At 65.4% G+C, this 22,304-nt stretch carries 19 protein-coding genes; 3 read left to right on the top strand and 16 right to left on the bottom strand.

All coding sequences use genetic code 11. The features are described 5' to 3' along the window. Window positions 1-36: 36 nt before the first annotated feature. The 9 genes from U0025_RS21105 to U0025_RS21065 form a co-directional block, all read right to left on the bottom strand. Complete coding sequence (locus tag U0025_RS21105) at window positions 37-1,071, bottom strand: LacI family DNA-binding transcriptional regulator (RefSeq protein WP_004209528.1); 1,035 nt, start codon at window positions 1,069-1,071, stop codon at window positions 37-39. A 73-nt stretch (window positions 1,072-1,144) separates the two neighbouring features. Continuing rightward, window positions 1,145-2,827: a GMC oxidoreductase gene (locus U0025_RS21100; RefSeq protein WP_004209527.1), complete on the bottom strand. Its 1,683-nt coding sequence runs from the start codon at window positions 2,825-2,827 to the stop codon at window positions 1,145-1,147. Window positions 2,828-2,871: 44 nt separating this feature from the next. Continuing rightward, window positions 2,872-3,720, bottom strand: a complete 849-nt coding sequence (locus U0025_RS21095; protein ID WP_004209526.1) for a sugar phosphate isomerase/epimerase family protein — start codon at window positions 3,718-3,720, stop codon at window positions 2,872-2,874. Further along, the gene (locus U0025_RS21090) at window positions 3,717-4,280 is read right to left on the bottom strand and encodes a gluconate 2-dehydrogenase subunit 3 family protein (RefSeq protein ID WP_004209525.1); all 564 of its coding nucleotides are present in this window, start codon (window positions 4,278-4,280) and stop codon (window positions 3,717-3,719) included. The genes U0025_RS21095 and U0025_RS21090 overlap by 4 nt, the downstream gene beginning before the upstream one ends. Further along, window positions 4,277-5,128: a 3-keto-disaccharide hydrolase gene (locus U0025_RS21085; RefSeq protein WP_004209524.1), complete on the bottom strand. Its 852-nt coding sequence runs from the start codon at window positions 5,126-5,128 to the stop codon at window positions 4,277-4,279. Before U0025_RS21085 ends, U0025_RS21090 begins: the two co-directional genes overlap by 4 nt. 18 nt (window positions 5,129-5,146) lie before the next feature. Beyond that, window positions 5,147-6,061 carry a hydroxypyruvate isomerase family protein gene (locus tag U0025_RS21080; protein WP_004209523.1) on the bottom strand — a complete coding sequence of 305 codons (915 nt, stop codon included), beginning with the start codon at window positions 6,059-6,061 and terminating at the stop codon, window positions 5,147-5,149. Beyond that, the gene (locus U0025_RS21075) at window positions 6,058-7,350 is read right to left on the bottom strand and encodes an MFS transporter (protein WP_004209522.1); all 1,293 of its coding nucleotides are present in this window, start codon (window positions 7,348-7,350) and stop codon (window positions 6,058-6,060) included. The genes U0025_RS21080 and U0025_RS21075 overlap by 4 nt, the downstream gene beginning before the upstream one ends. 68 nt (window positions 7,351-7,418) lie before the next feature. Beyond that, a complete protein-coding gene (locus U0025_RS21070) occupies window positions 7,419-8,483 on the bottom strand; it encodes a sugar phosphate isomerase/epimerase family protein (protein ID WP_004209521.1) in 1,065 nt (354 codons plus the stop codon). After that, on the bottom strand, window positions 8,480-8,848 hold the full coding sequence (locus U0025_RS21065; protein ID WP_004209520.1) for a c-type cytochrome: 369 nt from the start codon (window positions 8,846-8,848) through the stop codon (window positions 8,480-8,482). The genes U0025_RS21070 and U0025_RS21065 overlap by 4 nt, the downstream gene beginning before the upstream one ends. A 126-nt stretch (window positions 8,849-8,974) precedes the next feature. Between U0025_RS21065 and U0025_RS21060 the strand changes: the two genes are divergently transcribed. After that, on the top strand, window positions 8,975-10,111 hold the full coding sequence (locus tag U0025_RS21060; protein WP_004209519.1) for a Gfo/Idh/MocA family protein: 1,137 nt from the start codon (window positions 8,975-8,977) through the stop codon (window positions 10,109-10,111). Window positions 10,112-10,156: 45 nt separating this feature from the next. Here the strand turns inward: U0025_RS21060 and U0025_RS21055 are convergent, their stop codons facing one another. From U0025_RS21055 to mobA, 7 genes are all read right to left on the bottom strand, one after another. After that, window positions 10,157-11,302 carry a glycoside hydrolase family 43 protein gene (locus U0025_RS21055; RefSeq protein ID WP_004209518.1) on the bottom strand — a complete coding sequence of 382 codons (1,146 nt, stop codon included), beginning with the start codon at window positions 11,300-11,302 and terminating at the stop codon, window positions 10,157-10,159. A gap of 77 nt (window positions 11,303-11,379) precedes the next feature. Beyond that, window positions 11,380-12,393, bottom strand: a complete 1,014-nt coding sequence (locus U0025_RS21050) for a cupin-like domain-containing protein (protein ID WP_004209517.1) — start codon at window positions 12,391-12,393, stop codon at window positions 11,380-11,382. Further along, window positions 12,390-13,100 carry a SapC family protein gene (locus tag U0025_RS21045; protein WP_004209516.1) on the bottom strand — a complete coding sequence of 237 codons (711 nt, stop codon included), beginning with the start codon at window positions 13,098-13,100 and terminating at the stop codon, window positions 12,390-12,392. Before U0025_RS21045 ends, U0025_RS21050 begins: the two co-directional genes overlap by 4 nt. A 149-nt stretch (window positions 13,101-13,249) precedes the next feature. After that, window positions 13,250-16,336 (bottom strand): TonB-dependent receptor, encoded by a 3,087-nt coding sequence (locus U0025_RS21040; protein WP_080604479.1) that lies wholly within the window; start codon window positions 16,334-16,336, stop codon window positions 13,250-13,252. 233 nt (window positions 16,337-16,569) lie between these two features. Beyond that, window positions 16,570-18,081, bottom strand: a complete 1,512-nt coding sequence (locus U0025_RS21035) for a tryptophan halogenase family protein (protein WP_004209514.1) — start codon at window positions 18,079-18,081, stop codon at window positions 16,570-16,572. Between the two features lie 47 nt (window positions 18,082-18,128). Next, window positions 18,129-19,430: a cation:proton antiporter gene (locus U0025_RS21030; RefSeq protein ID WP_004209513.1), complete on the bottom strand. Its 1,302-nt coding sequence runs from the start codon at window positions 19,428-19,430 to the stop codon at window positions 18,129-18,131. A 125-nt stretch (window positions 19,431-19,555) separates the two neighbouring features. Further along, the gene (gene mobA, locus U0025_RS21025) at window positions 19,556-20,095 is read right to left on the bottom strand and encodes a molybdenum cofactor guanylyltransferase (protein ID WP_004209512.1); all 540 of its coding nucleotides are present in this window, start codon (window positions 20,093-20,095) and stop codon (window positions 19,556-19,558) included. A 71-nt stretch (window positions 20,096-20,166) separates the two neighbouring features. Here mobA and U0025_RS21020 point away from each other — a divergent pair, with 71 nt between their 5' ends. After that, window positions 20,167-21,381 carry a cupin domain-containing protein gene (locus U0025_RS21020; RefSeq protein ID WP_004209511.1) on the top strand — a complete coding sequence of 405 codons (1,215 nt, stop codon included), beginning with the start codon at window positions 20,167-20,169 and terminating at the stop codon, window positions 21,379-21,381. Then, window positions 21,369-21,935, top strand: a complete 567-nt coding sequence (locus U0025_RS21015; RefSeq protein ID WP_004209510.1) for a pseudouridine synthase — start codon at window positions 21,369-21,371, stop codon at window positions 21,933-21,935. Before U0025_RS21020 ends, U0025_RS21015 begins: the two co-directional genes overlap by 13 nt. Window positions 21,936-22,304 lie beyond the last annotated feature (369 nt).

Raw genomic sequence — 22,304 nt, 5'->3', positions numbered from 1 at the left:
CTGAAAGGGCGGCGATCCGCGCCACCCGGTGAAACCCTAAGTGCTGGCCGGCGCGATCGACGCGCGCTGCACCAGTTGATGGTCGAATATCTCGTCGCTGACGCGCATCCCGCCCTTGCCGAGCGCGCCGATCAGGCATTGGGTGGCGCGAAAGGCCATGTCCTCGACCGGCTGGCGGATCACGGTCAGCGGCGGCCAGACGCGCGAGGCGAGGATGGTATCGTCGAACCCGGTGACGCTCAGATCATGGGGCAGGGTCAGCCCCATCTGTCCGGCCTGGGCGATGACGCCCGCCGCCAGATCGTCGCTGCTGCACAGGATCGCGGTCGGCCGGTCGGGCCGGGCGAGCAGCGCCTGCGCCGCCGCCATGCCGGACGCATGGTCGAACGCGCTGTGCTCGACGATCAAACTGTCGTCCACGCGCAAGCCAGCGTCCTGGAGGGCGGCGTAGAAGCCGTCGAGCCGGGCCGCGACCACGCTGTAATGATCGGGGCCGGCGACATAGGCGATGCGGCGATGGCCATCGGCAATGACGCGCCGGGTCAGCGCGTCCATCGCCGCCTGATTGTCGATCCGCACCGTCGATATGCCCGATAGCGGCGTGCCGGTGGCGATCGCGGCAAAGGGCACGCCAAGCGCCGGCAATATCGCCGATCCGCTCAACTGCTCGGCAAAGGGCGGGATCAGCAGCAGTGCGTCGGCGCCGCTGCGCACCAGTTCCTGGGCGATGCGTTCGGCCTCGTCCAGCGTCACGCCATCGCCGTCGCGCAGGATCAGTTGCAGCCCATTGGCATTGGTCGCGCGCAGCGATCCGACCAGAACGGCATCGAGAAAGGGCGTGCGCCGATTGCTGTAGATGAGGCCCACCGTCGTCGCCCGCGCCTTGGCCAGGCGACGGGCGGCCAGATTGGGCACATAGCCCAGTTCCGCGATCGCCGCCTGCACCGTCGCGATCGTGGTCGCGCTGGCGCGGCCGGCGCCGTTGATGACGTTGGATACCGTCATCGCCGACACGCCGGCCCGTTCCGCCACGGCGCGGATCGTCACGCCATTTTCCCGCCGCCGGGCCATCAGAAGCTCATCCTCATGGCCCCTGATAGCCGGTTTTGCGGCGCAGCACAGCGTCGGGAGTGGGCCGACGCTGTCAGACCCGGCCTGCCTTCATTTCCTTGACTGCATGGTCGACCGCGCGGGCGGTCAGCGCCATGAAGGTCAGCGACGGATTGACGCAGGAGATGGACGCCATCTGCGCGCCGTCGGTGACGAACAGATTGCTGGCATCATGCGCCTGGCTCCACTGGTTGAGCACCGATGCGCGCGGATCGGCACCCATGCGTGCGCCGCCCATTTCGTGGATGGCGTCGCCCGGCACATGTTCGCGGACCGAACTGGTGACGTTGGTCAGGCCCGCCGCACGCAGCATCTTTTCGCCCTGTTCGCGCGCGTCCGCCATCATCCGCATCTCATTGTCGCGGAAGGTGACGTTGAACTGCATCAGCGGCATGCCGAACCGGTCGGTCTTGTCGGGGCTCAGCGCGACATAATTATCCTCATAGGGCAGGCATTCGCCAAAGGCGCCCATCTGGAATTTCCAGCCGCCATATTTGCGCATGCCCTGCTTCATCGATGCGCCGAAGCCGACCGGCTTGGACGGTTCGCGATAGGCGCCGCCCTGATAGCCATAGCCGCGCTTGAAGCCGACATCCTCGCTGTCGCCATTGTTGCGGAAGCGCGGGACATAGATGGCGCCGGGGCGGCGGCCATATTCGATGAACTCCTCCATGCCGGGAATGTCGCCCTTCACGCCGACGCGGAAGATATGGTCCATGACATAGCGGCCCAGCGTCCCGCTGCTGTCGAAATGGCTCTTGCCGCTGCCCGCCGGACGCGAGTTCATCAGGATCTGGGTCGAGGCCAGGGCTGACGCGCACAGGAACACCAGCCGCGCGGTCACGGTTTCGGCCTGTCCGGTCTTGGCATCGACGAAGCGCACGCCGCTGACCTTCTTGGTCGCCGGATCATAATCGAGGTTGGTGACGACCGCGTCGGACCGCAAGGTCAGCCGCCCGGTCGCGCGCGCGGCGGGCAGGGTGACCGCCTGGGTCGAGAAATAGGCGCCGAAGGAGCAGCCATTGCCGCACTGGTTGCGCAGCTGGCATTTGGTGCGGTTCTGCTCGGGCTTGTCCTCGGTCATGTTGGACAGGCGCGCATTGATCATCTTGCGGCCGGGGAATTGCGTTTCCAGCCGCTGCTTCATCCATTTTTCCGCGATGTTCATCGGCATCGGCGGCTGGAATTCGCTGTCGGGCAGATAGGCCAGATTCTCGCGTGATCCCGATACGCCGATATATTTTTCGACATAGCTGTACCAGGGGACCAGATCTTCATAGCGGATCGGCCAGTCGCCACCGATGCCCTCGCGCTTGTTCGCCTCGAAATCGGCCGGGCTCCAGCGGAAGCTCCAGCGGCCCCAGATCAGCGACTTGCCGCCGACCGCCGCGGGGCGGATCCAGTAGAATTTGCTACCCGCGCCATAATCATAGGGGTTCAGGCGGTCATTATTGTAGAAGGCCTGGTTGCTGGGCGCGACATAGCCATGCTGGGCGATGAAATAATCGCTCTGCTTGAGCGGGTCGGGCATGATGTTGCGAGCGGGCACCTCATAGGCGGGCTTGCCGTCATAGGTATAATCCTCGCCATGTTCGACCATATGGCCGCGGTCGAGCATCAGCACCCGCAGCCCCTTTTCCGTCAATTCCTTGGCGGCCCAGCCGCCGCTGATGCCCGAACCGATGACGATCGCATCGTACCTGTCTGTCGAAGCCATGATGTCCTCTCCTGGAGTTTTCTGTCTTGAGGCAGGTTGGAAGGTCAGAAGCGCAGCGCGCGCAGCGTCTGGAAGCTCTTGGTGATGTCGGGAATATAGGGCGCGGGCGCCTGGTCATTCTCGACGTAGAAATGCTGGACGCCGGCGATGGCGTTGAGCTTGAAGATCGCGCCGAAATCGACCGTGCCGCTGCCGACCGAGGTCATGCTGCGGTCGGCGCGCATATCCTTCACATGATAGGAATAGATGCGGCCGGCCAGGCTGCGGATCAGCGCCTGCGGATTCTGCCCGGCATAGATCGCCCAGTAGAGATCCAGTTCGATCTTCACGAGGTCTGGGTCGCACGCCTTCACCAGCTGGTCGAACAGGCTGACGCCGTCCGGCTTGGTGGTGAATTCGAAATCATGATTATGATAGGCAAAGCCCAGGCCCGCGGCCTTGAGCTGCGCGCCGAAGCGGTTGATGTTGACCAGCGCGGCCTTCCACGCCTCCGCATTGCGATATTTGTCGACCATATAGGGCAGGACGACGGTGCCCGCGCCCAGCGTTTTTGCCATCGCCACGCTGGCGTCGAACTTGTCGAGCAGCGCGTCATAGCCGATGTGGAGCGACGGGCAGGTGAGGCCCAGCCGGTCCATCGTGCTGCGCAGCAGCTTGTGGTCCATGGCGTCATAGCCGCCACCGCCAAATTCGACCTCGCGATAGCCGACCTTGGCAACCTTCTCCAAGGTTGCGACCGGATCGGCGGCGAACAACTCGCGCACGGTGTAGAGTTGCAGGCCGATGCTGGCGATCTTGCCGGAGGCCTTGGCGGCCTGCGCGGCGAAGGGGGAGGCGGCGAGGGCGGCCAGGCCGCCGGCGCCCAGCATCATGGAACGACGGTTGAGGTTCATGCGGAATAGACCTTGTTGACCTGGGAATAGGGGAAGGCGCCGTTATATTCGCCCGGCACCGGCAGATATTCGCGTTCCTGGGTTATCCCGATCTCGGACGTGTAATAGCCCACGATCACCATCTGCCGGAACGCCTCGAAAAACTCCTCGCCCTTGGGAATCTGGTCGTTCATCGCCAGGGTCAGCAGCGCGTCATGCTGCGCCGCCGATGCCTTGGTCGCGGGGATCTTGTAATCCTGCCAGCTGCGCGCATCGATTTCGGCAAGACCAGCGATGATCGGGTCGCGATCCTCCGCCACCGACCAGTCGGCCAGCAATTTCTCGATATAGGCGGGGACGCCGGCCTCGATCGCGCCGGGCGTGTCGGTCGCCGGCAATATGCGTTCGCACAGCGCGGTCATCAGCGCCCGCTGATCGGGCGTGAACAGTTGCAGGCTGGGCGCGCCCTGGTCGATCACGCCAGCGGCCGGCATCACCCCGGCGGCGCGCGCCAGCGGCGCGAACAGCCCGGCGCCGAACATGGCGACCATGCCCGCCAGCGCATGTCTGCGGTCCATCATTGTCCTGCTCCCTTCAGATCCTGTGCGATGGCCTCGTCCGGCAGCGGCCGGACCCAGATGTTGCGGAACGACACGGGGCTGTCATGATCCTGCAACTGGATCGGCGCCTTGTCCCCATGGGCCTGATATTGGGCGATCGAGCGCCATTTGGTGGTGCCCAGCATCGCCTGATGATTCTGCACCAGCACGCCGTTCAGCAGCGCGGTGACATAGGCCGGCCGGACCAGGCTGCCATCGGCGGCAAAGCGCGGCCGTTCGAAGATGATGTCATAGCTCTGCCATTCGCCCGGCTGGCGCGACGGGTTCACCAGCGGCGGCTTCCAGGCATAGACCGCGCCGACCGTACCGTCGGCATAGGTCGGGTTCTGATAGCCATCCAGGATCTGCACTTCATAGCGCTGCATGAACCAGATGCCGCTATTGCCGCGATCCTGCGAGCTTTTGGTCGGCGGATTGGGTGACCGAAATTCCAGATGCAGCTGGACGTCGCCAAATTCCTGCTTCGATATCAGGTTGTTCTCGCCGCCGCTCTGGCTGCGCGGCGGGATGGTCATGATCCCCTTTTCTAGCGTCCAGGGACCGCGCTCGCCGCGCCATGCGTCGAGCGACTTGCCGTCGAACAGGATGGTTGCGTCGGACGGTGCGCCGCCGGCCTGTGCCGCCGGGGTGACGACGGTGGGGGCGGGGCGATCGGGATCATGGACGTGCCAGTTGCTACCGGGCAGGATCGGCGTGTCCTTGAAACCCAGCTTGCCAGGCTTGTCTTGCGCCTGCGCCGCTGTGCCCACCAGCAGAGCCGTGGCCAGCGCGATACCCGTCCCTGCAAAGCCAGTCGGGATGATTTTCATCCTCGTCCTCCTCTCATCCTATATTTGGTCGATGGCGCGATAGGCGGCCACCAGCCGGTCCTCGCCCTCGCGTCCGGCCAGCGAATTGCCATGTTCCATGCCGATCACGCCGCCATAATTGCGGCCCCGCAGCCAGCGGACGATATTGGCGTAGTTGATCTCGCCGGTGCCCGGTTCCTTACGGCCGGGATTGTCGCCGAACTGGATATAGCCGACCTCCGCCCAGCAGGCTTCCAGCGTCGGGATCAGGTTCCCGGACTGGATCTGCTCATGATAGAGGTCCGCCAATATCTTGACGCCCGGACTGTTGGCGCCGCGCGCCACCGCATAGCCCTGGGCGATCGACTGCATATAGACGCCGGGATGGTTGGTCCGCGTATTGAGCGGCTCCATGACCAGCGTCAGGCCGTGCGGCGCGACGATGTCGCCGGCGCGGCGCATGCAATCGATGATCCGGCCGGTCTGGATATCGACCGGCACCTTGCGGTCCATGAAGCCGGTGACGACGGTCGCATGTTTCGCGTTGAGGCGCTTGGCGACTTCCACCGATGTGCGGATATCGGCCAGGAAGGCTTCGCGTTCGGCATCGTCATTGCTGCCGAGCAGCGGACGGAACTCCGCCCATTTGGGCATGCTGGCGACGAACACGCCCATGGTCATGCCGCGCTGTGCCAGCGCCCTGGCCATGGCTTCCTGCTGCTCGACCGGACGCTTGCGCGCTTCATTATCCTCCCAGGCGCGAAAGCCCTGGTCGGCGGCATAGGCGATCTGCTCCAGCAATCCGCCCCGGCTGGCAAAGCTGCCTTCATGCGGGGCGTAGCCGAGCGAGAAGCGGGCGGCATTGGAGGATCCCTTGCCGGCCGCAGCGGCGATGGCGGGGCTGGCGGCTGCGGCGATGCCGGCGGCGATCAGGTTTCTGCGCGACAGCTTCATGCCACGGCCTCCGCCCGGCGACCGGCGCGCCGGTCGGACAGCCAGATCAGCCCGAACACGACCAGCAGGATCAGCGGCACGAAGGCGAGGCGGGCGAAGGATTGCGACGCCGCCGCATCCTCCACCGCGCGCAGCGCCGGTCCGGTCAGGCGGGTGAAGGCTTCCGGCCCACCGGCCAGTTCCACCTTGGCCTGGTCAAACATCTCGCCCAGCCGCGGCAGCACGAAGAAGCTGGCAAGCGCGCCGGCCGAGCCGACCAGCCCCAGCGCCCAGGCGTCACCGCGCGGATAACGTTCGGCCACCGATGCCAGCATCGTCGGCCACATCGCGCATACGCCCAGGCCCCAGACGGTCGAGGCGAGGATGGCGGAGGCGGGCGACTGCGCCTGCGACAGCATGAACAGGCCGATCGCGGCGAGCAGGCTGGACACCCAGAGCAGGCCGGGGTTGGACAGGCGGCCGGCGATCCGTCCGGCAAAATGGCGGAACACGAACATCAGCGCGCTGACATAGACCAGCAGCAATATGCCGCGCATGCCGACCCGGTTGCTGAGCGCGACGTCGAGCCACTGGCCCGGCGCCAGTTCGGACGAGGCGGTCAGGAACATCGCGCCGAACCAGATGAAGAAGCTGGGGCGGCGGACCACCTCCAGCATCATGTCCTTCATCGCCCGGCTGCCGGCGGTGGCGGGCGGCGCGGGGAAGCGGGTGGTGGAGGCGATCAATACGACGCCGATGGCCGGGATATAGGCCAGCGCCATGATCGCCTGCCAGGGAAGCGCCGAGGCGAGGAAGACGCCGGCAAGGCCGCCGACGATCAGCCCGCCGGGATACCAGGCGTGCAGCACGTTGAGGCGATGGGTCGTATCCTCGGGATAGAGGCGGGCGGTCAGCGGATTGATCGACGCTTCGGCAAAGCCCCAGCCGATGCCCGACAGCAGCATGCCCAGCCATACGAGGTGATAGACGGTCATGCCGGTGGCCATGCTGCCCGCCCCCACGATCAGCGTCGTGCCGATCAGGAAGGCGATGCCGCAGCCGATCAGCACGCGGCGGATGCCGATCGTGTCGAGAAAGGCGCTGACGACGAAGACGGTGATGGAAAAGCCCAGGAAAGCCGATCCCAGCGCCGCGCCGATCATCTCGCCGGCCGCGATCGGGGCGATCGGGTCGATCCATTCCGCCTTCAGGCTGCTCGCCACCGCCGCGCGGAGCGATGCGCTCATCGAGGCGGTGAACAGCGCCAGGACGCTCAGCCAGAAAAGTCTGTGCCGGTTAATCGCCGTCATGTCGGCTCCTCTCCCTTTGGTCCCGCCGGCCTTCCGGTCAGGACATGTGTCGATCGTCGGTTGCGGCGTCAGCTGAGCCCCAGCCAGCGCCGGTTGTTGGCGGGATCACCGCCCCCTGCGAAATCGTCGAAGGCCCGTTCGGGCCGGCGGATCATGTGCGCCTCGATGAAGGGGGCGCCTTCGCGTGCGCCATCCTCGGGATGCTTCAGGCAGCATTCCCATTCCAGCACGGCCCAGCCGTCATAGCCATATTGGGTCAGGCGCGAGAATATGCCGGTGAAGTCGACCTGGCCGTCGCCCAGCGAGCGGAAGCGGCCGGGCCGGTCGACCCAGTCGGCATAGCCGCCATAGACACCGGCGCGACCGGTCGGGTTGAACTCCGCATCCTTGACGTGAAACATCCGGATGCGGTCATGATAGATGTCGATGAACTGCAGATAGTCCATCGCCTGCAGCACGAAATGGCTGGGATCATAGAGGATGTTGGCGCGCTTGTGGCCGCCGACCGCATCCAGGAAGCGCTCGAAGGTCAGGCCGTCATGCAGATCCTCGCCCGGATGCAGTTCGTAGCAGAGGTCGATCCCCTGTTCGTCGAACGCGTCCAGGATCGGGCGCCAGCGCTTCCCCAGTTCGGCAAAGGCCTCTTCCACCAGACCCGCCGGCCGCTGCGGCCAGGGATAGACGAAGGGCCAGGCCAGAGCGCCGGAGAAGGTCGCATGCGCCTTCAGCCCCAGTCGCCGGCTGGCCACGGCCGCCAGCTTCAGCTGCTCGACCGCCCAGGCTTGCCGCTCGGCCGGCTTGCCGTGCAGCTCGGCCGGCGCGAACGCGTCGAAGGCGGCATCATAGGCCGGGTGGACCGCAACCAGCTGGCCCTGCAAATGGGTCGACAGTTCCGAAATTTCGACCCCGGCCTCACGGCAGCGGCCGATCAGATCGTCGCAATAATCCTGGCTTTCCGCCGCCAGCTTGAGGTCCATGCAGCGCGGATCGTTGCTGGGCACCTGAATGCCCTTATAGCCCGCCTGCGCCATCCAGCGCGCGGCATTGTCCAGATTGTCGAACGGGGCGGCGTCGCCCATGAACTGCGCCAGGAAGATGGCCGGGCCGCGCATCGCGCCCTTCGCCGCCGTCATTTCACGCTCTTGAGATAGGTGATGATCGCGGCGCGCTTGGCCGGATCGGGCGTGGAAATGGGCATGCGGCTGCCGGGCACCTTCTTGGTCGGCGCGGCGAGATATTCGTCCAGCGCCTTTTCGTCCCATTTCAGCTTCGATGCCTTGAGCGCGGGGGAATAGTTGAAGCCGGCCAGAGTGCCGGCGGTGCGGCCGACAACGCCGACCAGATTGGGGCCAAGGCCGCTCTTGCCGCCGGGCTGCACGCTGTGACAGGCGCGGCAGGCGTTGAAGGCCGGCGGCACCGCTGGTGCGGTCTGCGCCTGGCTCGACATGGCGGGGATCATCACTGCGCCCGTTGCGAGCGCTACCAGGCCGAAGCCCATTACCCTTTGCACCCTCGACTCTCCGTCTTGTCTATTGGTGTTATTTACCGGTAAACTGTTCCAATATGATCGGAAGATCAAGAGGCAGAATGAACGGTCTGTCGACTAATTACGAAGGAGAAGAGGATGGCGGGAAAAGCGTTGCGCCTGGGCATGGTCGGCGGTGGCGAAGGCGCCTTTATCGGGGCGATCCACCGCGCTGCGGCGGCACTGGATGGTGATTGGCGACTGGTGGCCGGCGCCTTCAGCGGCGACACGGATCGCAACCGGCGCTCGGGCGAGGCGCTGGGAATCGACCCGGCGCGCACCTATGATTCGCTCGACGCGCTGCTGGCGGGCGAACAGGCGCTGCCGGCGGACGAGCGGATCGATGCCCTGTCGATCGTAACGCCCAATCATCTCCATGCGCCGATGGCGATCGCCGCGCTCGACGCGGGTTTTCATGTCTTCTGCGAAAAACCGATGGCGCTCGATCTGGCCGAGGCGCGCCAGATCGCCGCCGCCGCCGAACGCTCGGGCCGGCATTTCGGCCTCGCCTTCACCTATAGCGGCTATCCGCTGGTGGAAGAGGCGCGGGCGCGTGTCGCGCGCGGTGATCTCGGCAAGATCAGGCTGGTGCAGGTCGAATATTCGCAAGGCTGGCTCAGCCAGGCGATCGACCGCGACGGCAACAAGCAGGCCGAATGGCGCACCGATCCCGCCCGTGCGGGCCTGGGCGGCTGCCTGGGCGACATCGGCACCCATGCCTTTCACCTCGCCGAACATGTGTCGGGTCTGCGCGTCAGCGAAATCTGCGCCGACCTCAGCATCCACGTCGAGGGGCGTCGACTCGACGACGACGTCAATGTGCTGCTGCGCCTCGACAATGGCGCGCGCGGCATCCTCAAGGCGACGCAGGTCGCGGCCGGCGACGAAAATGGCCTGAAGCTGCGCATCCATGGCGAACATGGCGGGCTGGAATGGGCGCAGATGGAACCCAACACGCTGACGCTGCGCTGGCTGGATCGGCCCACCGAAGTGCTACGCGCGGCAGGCCCCGGCCTGCTGCCCTCCACCCTGCCGCTGATGCGCACGCCCAGCGGCCATCCCGAAGGCTATATCGAGGCGTTCGCCAATCTCTACCGCGCCTTCGCCACGCGCATCCGGGGCGGCGAAGCCTGGTTCCCGTCGGTCGGCGACGGCCTGCAAACCATGGGCTTTGTCGAAACCGTCATCGCCAATGCGGCGGGCGACGCCAAATGGACCGCGCTGCCCGGCGCATGACATGAAAGGGGAAGCGCGACATGATCGCCGCGCTTCCCCTCGCCCTCAGTGCGCCGCGCCCTTCTTGGGCAGCAGCGGATTGATCGTCTGGATGCTGCCATCGGCATTGTAGCGCAGTTCCGTCACCTTGACGTTGCGCAGGCGGGTCTGCCCCGACAACTGGCTGTCGGCATAGAAGAGCCAGGACTTGCCGCCCCATTCGACGATCGAATGATGGGTGGTCCAGCCTTCGACCGGTTCCAGGATGCGGCCCTTGTAGGTGAAGGGGCCATAAGGAGAATCGCCCACGGCATAGACCAGATAATGGGTGTCGCCGGTCGAATAGCTGAAATAATATTTGCCATCATGCTTGTGCATCCATGACGCCTCGAAGAAGCGGCGGTCATGGTCGCCGCCCAGCAGCGGCTTGCCCTTGTCGTCCAGGATCTGGATCTCGCGCGGGGTTTCGGCAAATTCCAGCATGTCGCCGTTCAGCCTGGCGACGCGCGGCGCGATCGCCGGCTTGTCATCCTGCTTCAGGTCGGTCTTCGACCCGCTCGGATCATATTTCCCGCCGATATTGCGCTGCAACTGGCCGCCCCAGATCCCGCCGAAATAGATATAGCTCTGCCCGTCGGCGTCGGTGAAGACGGCCGGATCGATCGAATAGCTGCCCTTGATCGGCTGCGGCTGCGCCTTGAACGGCCCCATCGGATCCTTTGAGGTCGCCACGCCGATGCGGAAGGCGCCTTCCTTGTCCTTGGCCGGGAAGTAGAGATAATAGGTGCCATTCTTGTAGGCTGCGTCGGGCGCCCACATCTGCTTGTCGGCCCAGGGCACATCCTTCACGTCCAGCGCCACAGGGCCGACCGTCACCGGCCCGCCGATCTTGTCCATCGACAGGACATGATAGTCGCGCATTTCGAAATGGCTGCCCAGATCATCCTCGGGCGTCGGCCCGTCAATGTCGTGGCTGGGATAGACATAGATCTTGCCGTTCCACACATGGGCGGACGGATCGGCTGTGTAGATGTCGCTGACCAGCGGCTGGGACAGATATTCGGACGCATCGCGCTTGCCGCTCGCGGCATTGTCGGCCGCCTGCTCGGTCTTCTGTTCGCCCTTCTGTTCCGGCGCCTGCTGGCAGGCGGCGAGCGCCAGTCCCAGGGCCAGCGGCCATGCGTGCAGGCACATTCCGCGCTTGATCGTCATATCATCCTCTCCTTGCGATTTGCGCAATTGATAGCGTTATCATAAATCGCGCGCAACGCTCGATTGGCGCCGCCCTTTCAGCGGTTGAGGCGCTGCATCACCATCGCCCGCAGGCGTCGCGCCTCCAGCGGCGTCAGCGGCGCCAATGGCCCCTGTGCATGATCGGGCAGATGGTCGCGCGCATGCTCTATCGGTCCGAACAGATAATGGTCGAACAGCGCGCGCCAGGCCATGCGCTCGGGCTCCGGCCGCTCGCGGATGCTGAGCAGCCCGTGCAGCAGCGTCGCCATCGGCGTGTCGATGAAGTCGGGGACGACGTCCCACCAATAGTTCATCATGATGTTGAAGCCGTCGCGCGCCTCGACCTGATGCCACCACAGCGCCGGGTAGAAGAGCGCGTCGCCCGGCTCCAGTTCGGCTACCTCGCCGGCCGCCAATGCCTGCGCAAAGCGCGGATAGCGCGCCAGGTCGGGCGCGGCCGGATCGACCATGCTGACCACCTGACCGCCCGGCGTCGGCGACAGCGGGCCGGGATAGAGATTGCCCACCTGATCGGGCGGAAACAGGGTGAAGCGCCGCCGCCCGACCAGGCAACAGGCCAGATTGTGCGAGCTGTCATAATGGGTCGCGGCGACCGTGCGGTTGCCGATCCACAGGCTGACGGTCGGCACTGCCTCGCCGAACAGGCCGGGCAGATCATGGTCGGCGCGCAGACCGGGGAAATAGCGGTCGACATCGGTCGACCCGATATAGATGGCCGGGCCCTCGCCACTGGCATCCGCCCGGATTCTGTCGAGATAATGGGGCAGGGGCGCCTGCCCCCGATCGAAATTGAAGCCGGTCAGCTCATCATTGTAGAAGAAGCGGCCCCCGGCCTCCTGCGCCCCGACATAGCCGGTGACCGGCGCGCCGCCATAATTGGCCAGCAATCGGTCCATCGCCGCCTGCGCCGATAGCCGCCCGGCAGCGACCAGTGGCCAGCCATCGACCAGTCCGCCGATCACGACCGGCCTCTGCGCCGCCATCAGATCGTCGAGCCAGCCAGGCGTCAGGTCGCTGCCGGCAATCCGCCGGGTCTGGTGCAGCGTCACGCCGCCTGCCGCGTCCGCTTGCGCACGATCAGATCCTCGATATTGGCGAGCGAGGAGCGGATCGCATAGGCCAGTTGCAACAGGCCCGCCTGATGCAGCGCCTGCAGCGTCGGACCATCCAGCGCCTCCAGCCGATCGGCATCGATGGTGAAGCGACCGGCAATGTCATAGCGCTGCGCGTCATCGATCGCGATGTCCAGTGCGATCGGCGCCAGCAGCCCGGCCTGTTCGAACGCGGTGAACATCGGCGCGCTCAGGCCATGCCCCTCATGAATGGTGCGCAGCGCATCGGCGACATGGTCCAGATAGGGCGCGTTGCCGCCATGGGGCAGGAACAACGCTTCGCCCGCCGCGCCGACGCGCGGATCGTCCAGGTCGACATGGATCACCGGATGGTCTTCGCCGTCGCGCTGCTGCATGCCGATCAGGAAAGGGCCACGCCGATGGACGGCGGGCACATAGCGTGCGGTCCAGCCCCCGGCGTCGAGAAACAGATTTTCGTCGCGATCGAAACCCAGCAGCGCGGTGAGCTGCCAGGCACCCTGGCCATCGCGCTGGATCAGGATCGGATATTCCCGCTGGATCGCGTCGATCTCGGTCGGGAAGATCAGGGTCTGGTTGACGGCATCCCCGAAGGCGGCGCCATTGCCCGGTGCGACCCGAAGCGCGGCATGGGTGATGGGATCGAGTATCATCGTGCTGGTCATGGAATATCCGGCGTGCCGCATGAACGGGCGGCCATAGTAGGGCGTCGGCGGCGCAGGAAAAGCCCTTTGCGAGGCCCGCCCCGATGCAGTCCGCCCGACGCAATTGTGAAAGTCGGGGCCGCCCGGCAGGACGGCCCCGGCTCACCCCCTTAGAAGCGGAAGCGACCACCCAGCAGGAAGCGACGGTCCAGCTCCTGCGCATACCACAGGTTGCTCTTGTCGCGGCCATAGGTGCGGATGTCGCTCTCGGTCAGGTTGATCGCCTCGAACGAGACGGCAAACTGTTCCGACACGTCCCAACTGATGTTGAGATCGAGCTGACCGAACGGGCGCACGAACACCGGGTTGCGATCGCCGCCGCCACGGTTGGCCGACTGCAGGAACTTGTCGCGCCAGTTATAGGCGAGACGGGCCGACAGGCCGTTCTTGTCATAGATCAGCGTGGCGTTGGCGGTATCCGACAGGCCGACCAGCGCGAACTGATCCTCGCTCGGATCGGCGCCGACATCGATGCCCACGTCACCCCGAACCAGCGTATAGGCCGCCGACACACCGAAACCGGTATTGCCGAAGAAATGCTGGGCCGCGAGTTCGAAGCCCCAGATCTTGCCCTGCCGGTTGTTGATCGGCTGCGTGACCTCGAAATCGTAGAGCGGGTCATTGGCGTCGGCGACCAAATCCACTCGGCGCAAAATCTGATCTGCAAAATCCTGGTCCAGCGCGCCATTGACGACATTCGCCTGGAACTGTTGCGACGCCGCCTGGATATTGCCGCCGGCCTCCTGCAACAATGCCGTCATGGTGAACAGATTGACGTCGGTCGGATCGTAGCGAAGCCGCTGCAACTCCGCCAAGGCGGTGCCGGAACGCGATCCCGCCGCACCCGAACTGGCGTCGCGCAGCCCGAACAGGTTGCGCGTCGTTTGGCCGGTGCCGACGAAATTCTGCACCCGCTTTTCGAACACGCCCGCCGAAATATAGCTGGACGGCTTGTAATACCATTCGAACGACAGATCGAGATTGTCCGAAATCAGCGGCGCCAGACGGGCGTTGCCAGTCGACCCACTGGCGACGCCGCCGAGCGCGATCGGACGCGGCGGCGTGCCGACCGACGTGGCGACGAACAGATTGCCATAATCGGGCCGGGCGATGGTCTTGCTGAACGAGAAGCGACCGATGAAATTCTTCGCCAGCTCGATCTGGAAATCCATCGCGGGCAGGAAGTTGTTGTAGCTGCCGCTGTCGGAGATGGGCTCCACTTGGTCAGAGACGGACACGACGAAGTCATTGTCCGCCGTCCAGGTGATACCGTTGGGTATGGCGATCAGCGACGTCGACTTGACCTTCGTGCGTTCATAGCGAGCGCCCACAACCAGCGTAGCGTTGCGGCCGGCCAGTTCGCCCTTCCAGGTCAACTGGCCATAAGCAGACCAGATGTCTTCTTTGACGCGATTATCCTCCCGGTTGGTGACACCCACCGCGTTCCCGAGCGCCGCATAATAAGGCGATAGCGCATTATACAGATCGACAGCATTGCCCTGGAACGCGACCAGTGTCGCCCCCTGCCCCTTGGCATCAAAATTGTCGAATTTGCAGACGAGGCAATAGGTCTGCAGGACGCCGGGCGCCTGGCTTTCAATGTCGCCGACATTGCCGATACCCCAGTCACCCAGAGTCTGCTGCGTCTGGGTGCGAGCCTGTCGCATCTTGGACGTGCGATAATTGCCGCCGACGTCGAACCGGCTACCCAGATCATCCAGTTCCCAGCCGAGATCGGCCCGGATTTCGTTGAGTCGCTGGCGTTGTGAAGAAGAAACCGTGCGCCCCATCTGCGATCCGAGGTCGCCAAGATCGAGCTGGCCGTTGCCATTGGGGCCACGGCCCGGCACCGCATCATTGATGACAATCGACTGGACGGGAATGACACCGCTGAAATCCGCCGACTGCGACGCAACGACGGGTGCGCCCAGACCGACCAGCGTCGAACTGACGCCATTGGGATTGTTCGGGGAGCTTTGTGCCAGGCCGGTATGGCCGTCGATCGACAAGGTGACGCGGTCGTTGATCTCCCACTTCGCGTTCAGGCCATAATCCTGCAGCCGGTTGCGTACCCCGCGATATGCCTGCTCGAAGGCCGCATCCTTAACGCCTGCAATATTCTCCTGCAGAAATGTCGTGGTCGCAATGACAGGATTGCCGTCGAATTCCACCTGCGCGAAGGGGCGATTGAACCAGTTGCCCTGGCTCGCGCGCTGTTCGCTCTGCTTGTTCTGCGCAAACAAGGCATCGGCGGTGAAGGTCAGCGTCTCGGTCGGGCGGAATTGTACGACAGCCGATCCGTTGATGCGTTCGCGCGAACCCTGCGAATAAAAATAGCTGCTGTCATTGGGCACCGACACCAAAGTGTTTGGGTCGGTCGGCGCGTTGCTGATCTGGGTGCTGTCATTGACGAAGCCATTGGCCGGATCGGCAAACTGGCTGTAGCGGCGGATGTTCCAGCCGTTGACCGTCGCGCCGCGGGTCGAGAAATTGCGCTTCTGGTAGCTGCCGAAGATCGACACGCCGAACACTTCATTCTCGTCGCGCCAGCTCAGCAGGCCCGACGCTTCGGGCGTGATCTTGGCCGGGTCGCTCAGGCTCTTCTCGACGCTGGTGTCATAGAGCGCCTTGACGCCGATCGTGCCGCTGAAGCCCGCCTCGCGCGCGTCGAGCGGCTTGCGGGTGATGACGTTGATCGACGCGCCGATGCCGCCCGACGGGATGGCCGCGCGACCGGTCTTGTAGACTTCCAGCGTGCTGACGCCTTCCGACGCGAGATTGCCGAAGTCGAAGGAGCGGCTGGTGCCCGACGAATAGTCGGCATTGGAGTCGCCGCCGACGGTGGTGACATTGGCCGATGGCAGCGCGCGCCCGTTCAGCGTCACCAGATTGAAGCCGCCGCCAAAGCCGCGGACCGTGACCTGAGACCCTTCGCCATTGACGCGGTCGATCGACACGCCGGTGATACGCTGCAGCGATTCCGCCAGATTGGTGTCGGGGAACTTGCCGATATCTTCGGCCGAAATGGCATCGACCACGCCGCTCGAATTGCGCTTGATGTCGATCGCGCGATCAAGGCTGGCGCGCACGCCGGTGACAATAATGTCGGCTTCGGCATTCTGGACGGCGGCATCCTGCGCCTGCGCTACCGTTGGTGTAACGCTATACGTTAGCGCTATCAGAGACGCGCAACGCATGAATCTGGAATATGGTAAACCCATTTCAGAATCCTCCCTTTTATAACAGCTCGCCCACATCGAGCCTTATTGGACGTTCATGCTAGCCTAATGGCCAGCGTTGTCAATTATGATGCTATGATCGGTTAAAGTCCCTAAGGGTTTGATTTACAGATTTATATTTGACTGAAAATAATGGTTTTTTATGTTTTATTGTGCGTTGCAAAAAATATTCTACCGATGCGCATTTTTGACTAGACCAATTCTGCGGGACAATAGCGGCGCAGGAATTCGCGATGGCTGGGCATCTCCGCGACGACCCCGGCAATGTCCTTGCGCATCCGCGCCAGCTCTTCGCGCAACTGCGGTTCGGGCATCATCGCCGCGACATGATGATAGCCGCGCGGGTGCATGCCCTGTCCCAGCAGCACCGATGACCAGCTGTCGACGCGGAACAGCTCATGCCCCAGTTGATAGGCGCGGCCATTTTCCTGCCACAGCGCCAGCCTTTCCTTCAGGCTGTCGGGTATCTCCATCGTCCGGCAATGATCCCAGAAGGGGGAATCATCGCGCTGGGTCACATGATAGTGAAGGATGATGAAGTCGCGGATATTCTCGAACTCCAGCCGTGACTTGCGGTTGAAATGGTCGAGCAGCGCGTCGTCGAACCCGTGGAAGGGGAAATCCTCGATCAGCCGCGTCACCGCCGCCATCATCAGATGGATGCTGGTCGATTCGAGCGGCTCGATGAAGCCGCCGGCCAGTCCCAGGCCAACGCAGTTCTTGTGCCAGGCCCTGGTCCGGGTGCCGGTCTTGAACCGCACCAGCCACGGGTCGACGATCGGTTCCCCCTCAATCTCCGCCAGCAGCCGGGCATGCGCCTCGTCGTCGGACATGAAATCGCTGGCAAAGACGAAGCCGTTGCCGTCGCGATGCTGCAGCGGGATGCGCCAGCGCCAGCCCGCCTCATGCGCGATTGCCGAAGTATAGGGCTGCGCCGGACCGTCGGAGGTGGACTGGACCGCGACCGCGCGGTCGGTGCGGATCCACTGGCCCCAATCCTCGAAGCCAACGCCCAGCGCCTCGCCCAGCAACAGCGATCGAAAGCCGGTGCAGTCGATGAACAGGTCACCCTCGATCCGCGTGCCCGATTCCAGCACCAATGCCGCGATATGACCGCTCTCGGGCGCGAGTTCGACATTGCGGATCTTGCCTTCGACCCGCTTCACCCCCGCCGGCTCGGCCAGGCTGCGCAGGAAGCGGGCATAGCGCGCGGCGTCGATATGATAGGCATAGCTGGGCGCGACCGAGCTGCTGAGCGACATGCGATTGGCCTCGCCCGCCACCCATTCCAGACAATATTCGCCCAGCTCGCCGCCAAAGCCCTGCGCCCTGGCACGCAGCCAGAAATGGTGGAAATCGGCCATCCAGCTCCATTGCAGCCCGATCGTGCCGAACGGGTGGATATAGCGGTCGCCGACCTGCCCCCAATTTTTGAACTCGATGCCCAGCTTCACCGTCGCCTGCGCCTCGGCCATGAAGCGGTCTTCGCGGATTTTCATCAGTTGGTGGAAGCCGCGGAAGGTCGGCACGGTGGATTCGCCCACGCCGATCGTGCCGATCGCGTCGGATTCGACGAGCGTGATGTCGATCAGCGGCCCCAGATGGCGCACCAGCGCGGTCGCCGTCACCCAGCCCGCCGTGCCGCCGCCGGCGACGACAACCCGCTTCACCACCCGGTCGGACGTCGGAAAATCTGCATGCATGTCGGTCATTCCAGCGGAAGGGGAAACAGGATGGGGCGCCGCATCGGTCAGGCGGCGCCCGGCGTGACGACGGCGCGCGCAGTGGGGCCATCGTCCGGCCCGTCGGCAATCGGGCCGCCCAGCCCCTTCCGGCGCGCCAGCCGGTCGATCGCCGGAACCGTCATCATCGTCGTCACGATCGTCATCAGCGCCAGCATCGCGAACAGTTCCGGCCCGATGATGCCGCGCTGCAGGCCGATATTGATGACCAGCAATTCCATCAGCCCGCGCGCATTCATCAGCGCGCCGACGGCGAGCGCGGTGACATTGTCCTGCCCGGTCAACCGCGCCGCCGCCCAGCAGGCGCCCCCCTTGGCCAGGATCGATGCCGCCAGGATCGCCAGCGCGACCAGCGCCAGCGACAGGCTACTGACCATCGTCACCTGCGTATTGAGCCCGGAAACGGTGAAGAAGATCGGCACCAGCAGGCCAATGGTCGTCGGCTCCAGCCTGCGGGCCAACCCCTGCGACAGGATGCCGCGCGGCATCGCCACCCCCAGCAGGAAGCCGCCGAACACCGCATGCAACCCGGCCATGTCCATCGCCCAGGCGCAACCACCGAACAGCAGCAGCACGACCAGCAGCATGGCCGGCGTAACCCGCCCTTCCCGCTCCGCCCAGCGAGCGAGCGGCGCCAGCAGCCGGCTGCCCAGGAACAGCATGACGATCGCGAACAGCCCGCCGCCGCCCAGCGCCCGGACCGCGATCATCCCGTCCGCGCCGATGCAGGCGAGCAGGATCGCCAGGATCGACCAGGCGATCGCATCGTCGATCGCCCCGGCCGACAGCGCCAGCGCGGCCAGCGGCGTGCCGCCCAGCCCCCGTTCGCGGATGATCCGCGCCAGCACGGGAAAGGCGGTGGTGGAAATGGCGACGCCGATGAACAGGGTCGCCTCGAACGGCGTGACCGTCGGCCCGAACAGCCCCATGGCCGACAGCCAGGGCGTCAGCGCCACCGCGCCCAGGAAGGGCGCGATGATGCCGCACAGCGAAACCGCAACGGCGCTGCCCGCCTGAAGATGGAAATGCGCGCGGCGAAAGCCGAGGCCGACCAGGAACATGTAGAGGCCGATGCCGGCCTGCGCGACGAACTGCAGCAGCGGCCGGGTCTCGATCGGGAAGAGCAGCGCCTGGGCCTGCGGCGCCAGCCAGCCGAGCAGCGAGGGACCAAGCAGGATGCCCGCGATCATGTCGCCGATCACCCGTGGCTGGCGCAGGAACCGGCCGACCAGCCAGCCGGACAGGCGACAGGCGCCAAGAATGACGACCATCTGCACCGCCAACGCCGCGCCGACATGGACCAGATCCATGCACCCCTCCTTGCCCCTGTCCGGTGCATGGGAATCCCCGTTCCCCGCATCCGACGCGCCGGACAATGGCAGGATGGCGCGGGGGGACAAGTGTTTTTCGCATCCCGCCGCAAAAAATGGGAGCGCTACCCCCGATCGCGCCGGATCGCGGCCAGATCATCGGGCCGGTTGATATTGGGCAGGACCAGCCCCGGCAGCGTCACGGTGCGCGCACCAGTCCGCGCCAGCCATCCCCGGATCGACCGGTTATTCTCTTCCGCCAGATGCGCGTCCAGTTCGGGCGCCAGCGCGGCCGGCCACCAGCCGAGCAGCTGCTGCCCGTCGAGGATCGCCGCCCGCTCGCCGATCAGCAGCGCGGGCAGGTCGGCCGGATAGAAGGGCATGTCGCAGCCGCTGGTCAGCACGCCGTCAAAGCCGTGGGCCTGGGCATGATGCAGCGCGGCGTTGAGGCCGCCCAGCGGCCCCATGTCCGGCCCCGGCCGGTCGGGCAGGCTGAGATAGGCTTCCTCGGTCCGGCCACAGATCGCGATCGCGGCGACATGGGGAGAGAGCGCATCGATCGCATGGTCGATCAGCCGCCGGCCGTCGAGCAGCGCCGCCGCCTTGTCGCTGCCGAAGCGGGTCGCGCGTCCGCCCGCCATTATCGCCCCCAACAGCCTGGCCATGCCCGCCCCTCCTGCCGATCCGGTCCATCCGCTTTGACATTGGCAGGGCACAGGGGCAAGGGTTCGCGCCGATGGCAGGCGCGCGCCGCGCGCCGCCCCTTCCCGGCGAGACCCCGATGCATCTGCATGATTTCGATATCGACCTGTTCCTGCGCGACTATTGGCAGCAAAAGCCGCTGCTGATCCGCAATCCCTGGGCGCAATGGAGCAATCCGCTGGCGCCCGAGGAACTGGCGGGCCTCGCCTGCGAGGAGGGCGTCGAGTCGCGGCTGGTGGTGCAGGCGGACGGCGACTGGAAAATGGAACAGGGGCCGCTGGCGGAGGATCGCTTCGCCGCGCTCGGCGCCAGCCCCTGGACCCTGCTGGTGCAGGCGGTCGATCATCAGGTGCCCGAGGTCGCGGCGCTGATCGCCCCGTTCCGCTTCATCCCCGACTGGCGGATCGACGATGTCATGGTCAGCTATGCCAGCGACGGCGGCGGCGTCGGCCCGCATTTCGATCAATATGACGTCTTCCTGATCCAGGGCGCGGGCCGCCGCCGCTGGCGCATCGGCCAGGCGTGCGACGATAGCAGCCCGCAGCGCCCCCATGCCGATCTGCGCCTACTCGCCACGTTCGACGCCACCGACGAATGGGTGCTGGAGCCCGGCGACATCCTCTATGTCCCGCCCGGCATCGCCCATGATGGCGTCGCGGTGGGCGATGATTGCATGACCTATTCGGTCGGCTTCCGCGCACCGGCGCGCAGCGAACTGATCGAGGGCTGGACCGACCGGCTGCTCGAAGGGCTGGGCGAGGATGACCGCTATGCCGACCCCGCCTTGGCGCGCCAGGCCAATCCCGGCGAGATCGCGCCGGCCGCGCTGGCCCGGTTGCAGGCGATGGTGCTGGAGCAACTGGGCGATCCGGCCGGCTTTGCCCGCTGGTTCGGCGAATATAGCAGCACCCGCAAATATCCCGAGATTGACTGGGCGCCCGAGGAGGCGATCGACGCCGCATCCATGCAGGCGCTGGTGGCGGAAGGTGCACCCCTGCGCCGCAATCCGGCCAGCCGCTTCGCCTTCGTCCGGGCGGAAGACGCCATCATGCTGTTCGTCGATGGCGCGTCGCATGATTGCACCGGTGCCAGCGCGGCGCTGGCGCAGCAATTGTGCGCGGACGACGCGCTGGACCTCGATCCGGCGCTGGTCGACGACGATGCCGTGATCGCGCTGCTGGTGCTGCTCCACAATCAGGGCAGCATCGCGTTTGAGGATGACGAGGAGGACGACGCATGGGACGACTGATCCTCCTCAACAAACCCTATGGCGTGCTGTGCCAGTTCAGCGACGAGCGCACCGGTCCGCCGCGCCCGACCCTGGCCGACTATGTCGACCAGTCCGGCGTCTATCCCGCCGGCCGGCTCGACCTCGACAGCGAGGGGCTGTTGCTGCTGACCGATGACGGCCGGTTGCAGGCGCGCATCGCCGACCCGCGCTTCAAGATGCCCAAAACCTATCTGGTCCAGGTGGAGGGCGACCCCGACGATGCACCGCTGGCGGCGCTGCGGCGCGGCGTGCAACTGAAGGACGGCATGACCCTGCCGGCCGAGATCGAACGGATCGACGATCCCGCGCTCTGGCCGCGCGACCCGCCGGTGCGGTTTCGCAAGAGCGTGCCCGATTGCTGGCTGCGCCTCACCATCCGCGAAGGCCGCAATCGCCAGGTCCGCCGCATGACCGCGGCGGTCGGCCTGCCGACCCTGCGCCTGGTCCGCTGGCGCATCGGCGACTGGACGATCGACGACATCGCGCCGGGCACCTGGCGGGAGGCGCCGGCGATCCTGCGCCAGGGCCGATAGAAGACGCCTCTCCCGAAGTTCACAGTGTAAACGGGCTTTCGGGGCCTTTTGCGCCGGTTTTGCCTCTGCGACGCGCCGGTCACGCGCGGGAAACGCGTCACCTCCAACAGGGGGCGGGTCCGCGCGCCGCGCCCGGATCGCCCCCGCCGCGCGCCGCCGACGCCACACCCACGCACCGGTTGCGCGCCGGGCAGGCGCCGGATGGAGAAGACGGGGTGACGAAGGAACGCGCTGTCGCATCGCCAAGGGTAGAGCAGAGCCAGGGTGAATAGGAAAGCGGTGGGCGATGACGGCCGCGCGCGCGATCGGATCTCGTCCGGCGCAACATTGCTGGGGATGAGCGGAAGCGACTATCTCCCGTCATTGATG

This window comes from Sphingobium yanoikuyae, from assembly GCF_034424525.1.
GTDB lineage: Bacteria > Pseudomonadota > Alphaproteobacteria > Sphingomonadales > Sphingomonadaceae > Sphingobium > Sphingobium yanoikuyae.
This window is presented reverse-complemented; position numbering and strand designations above follow the sequence as displayed.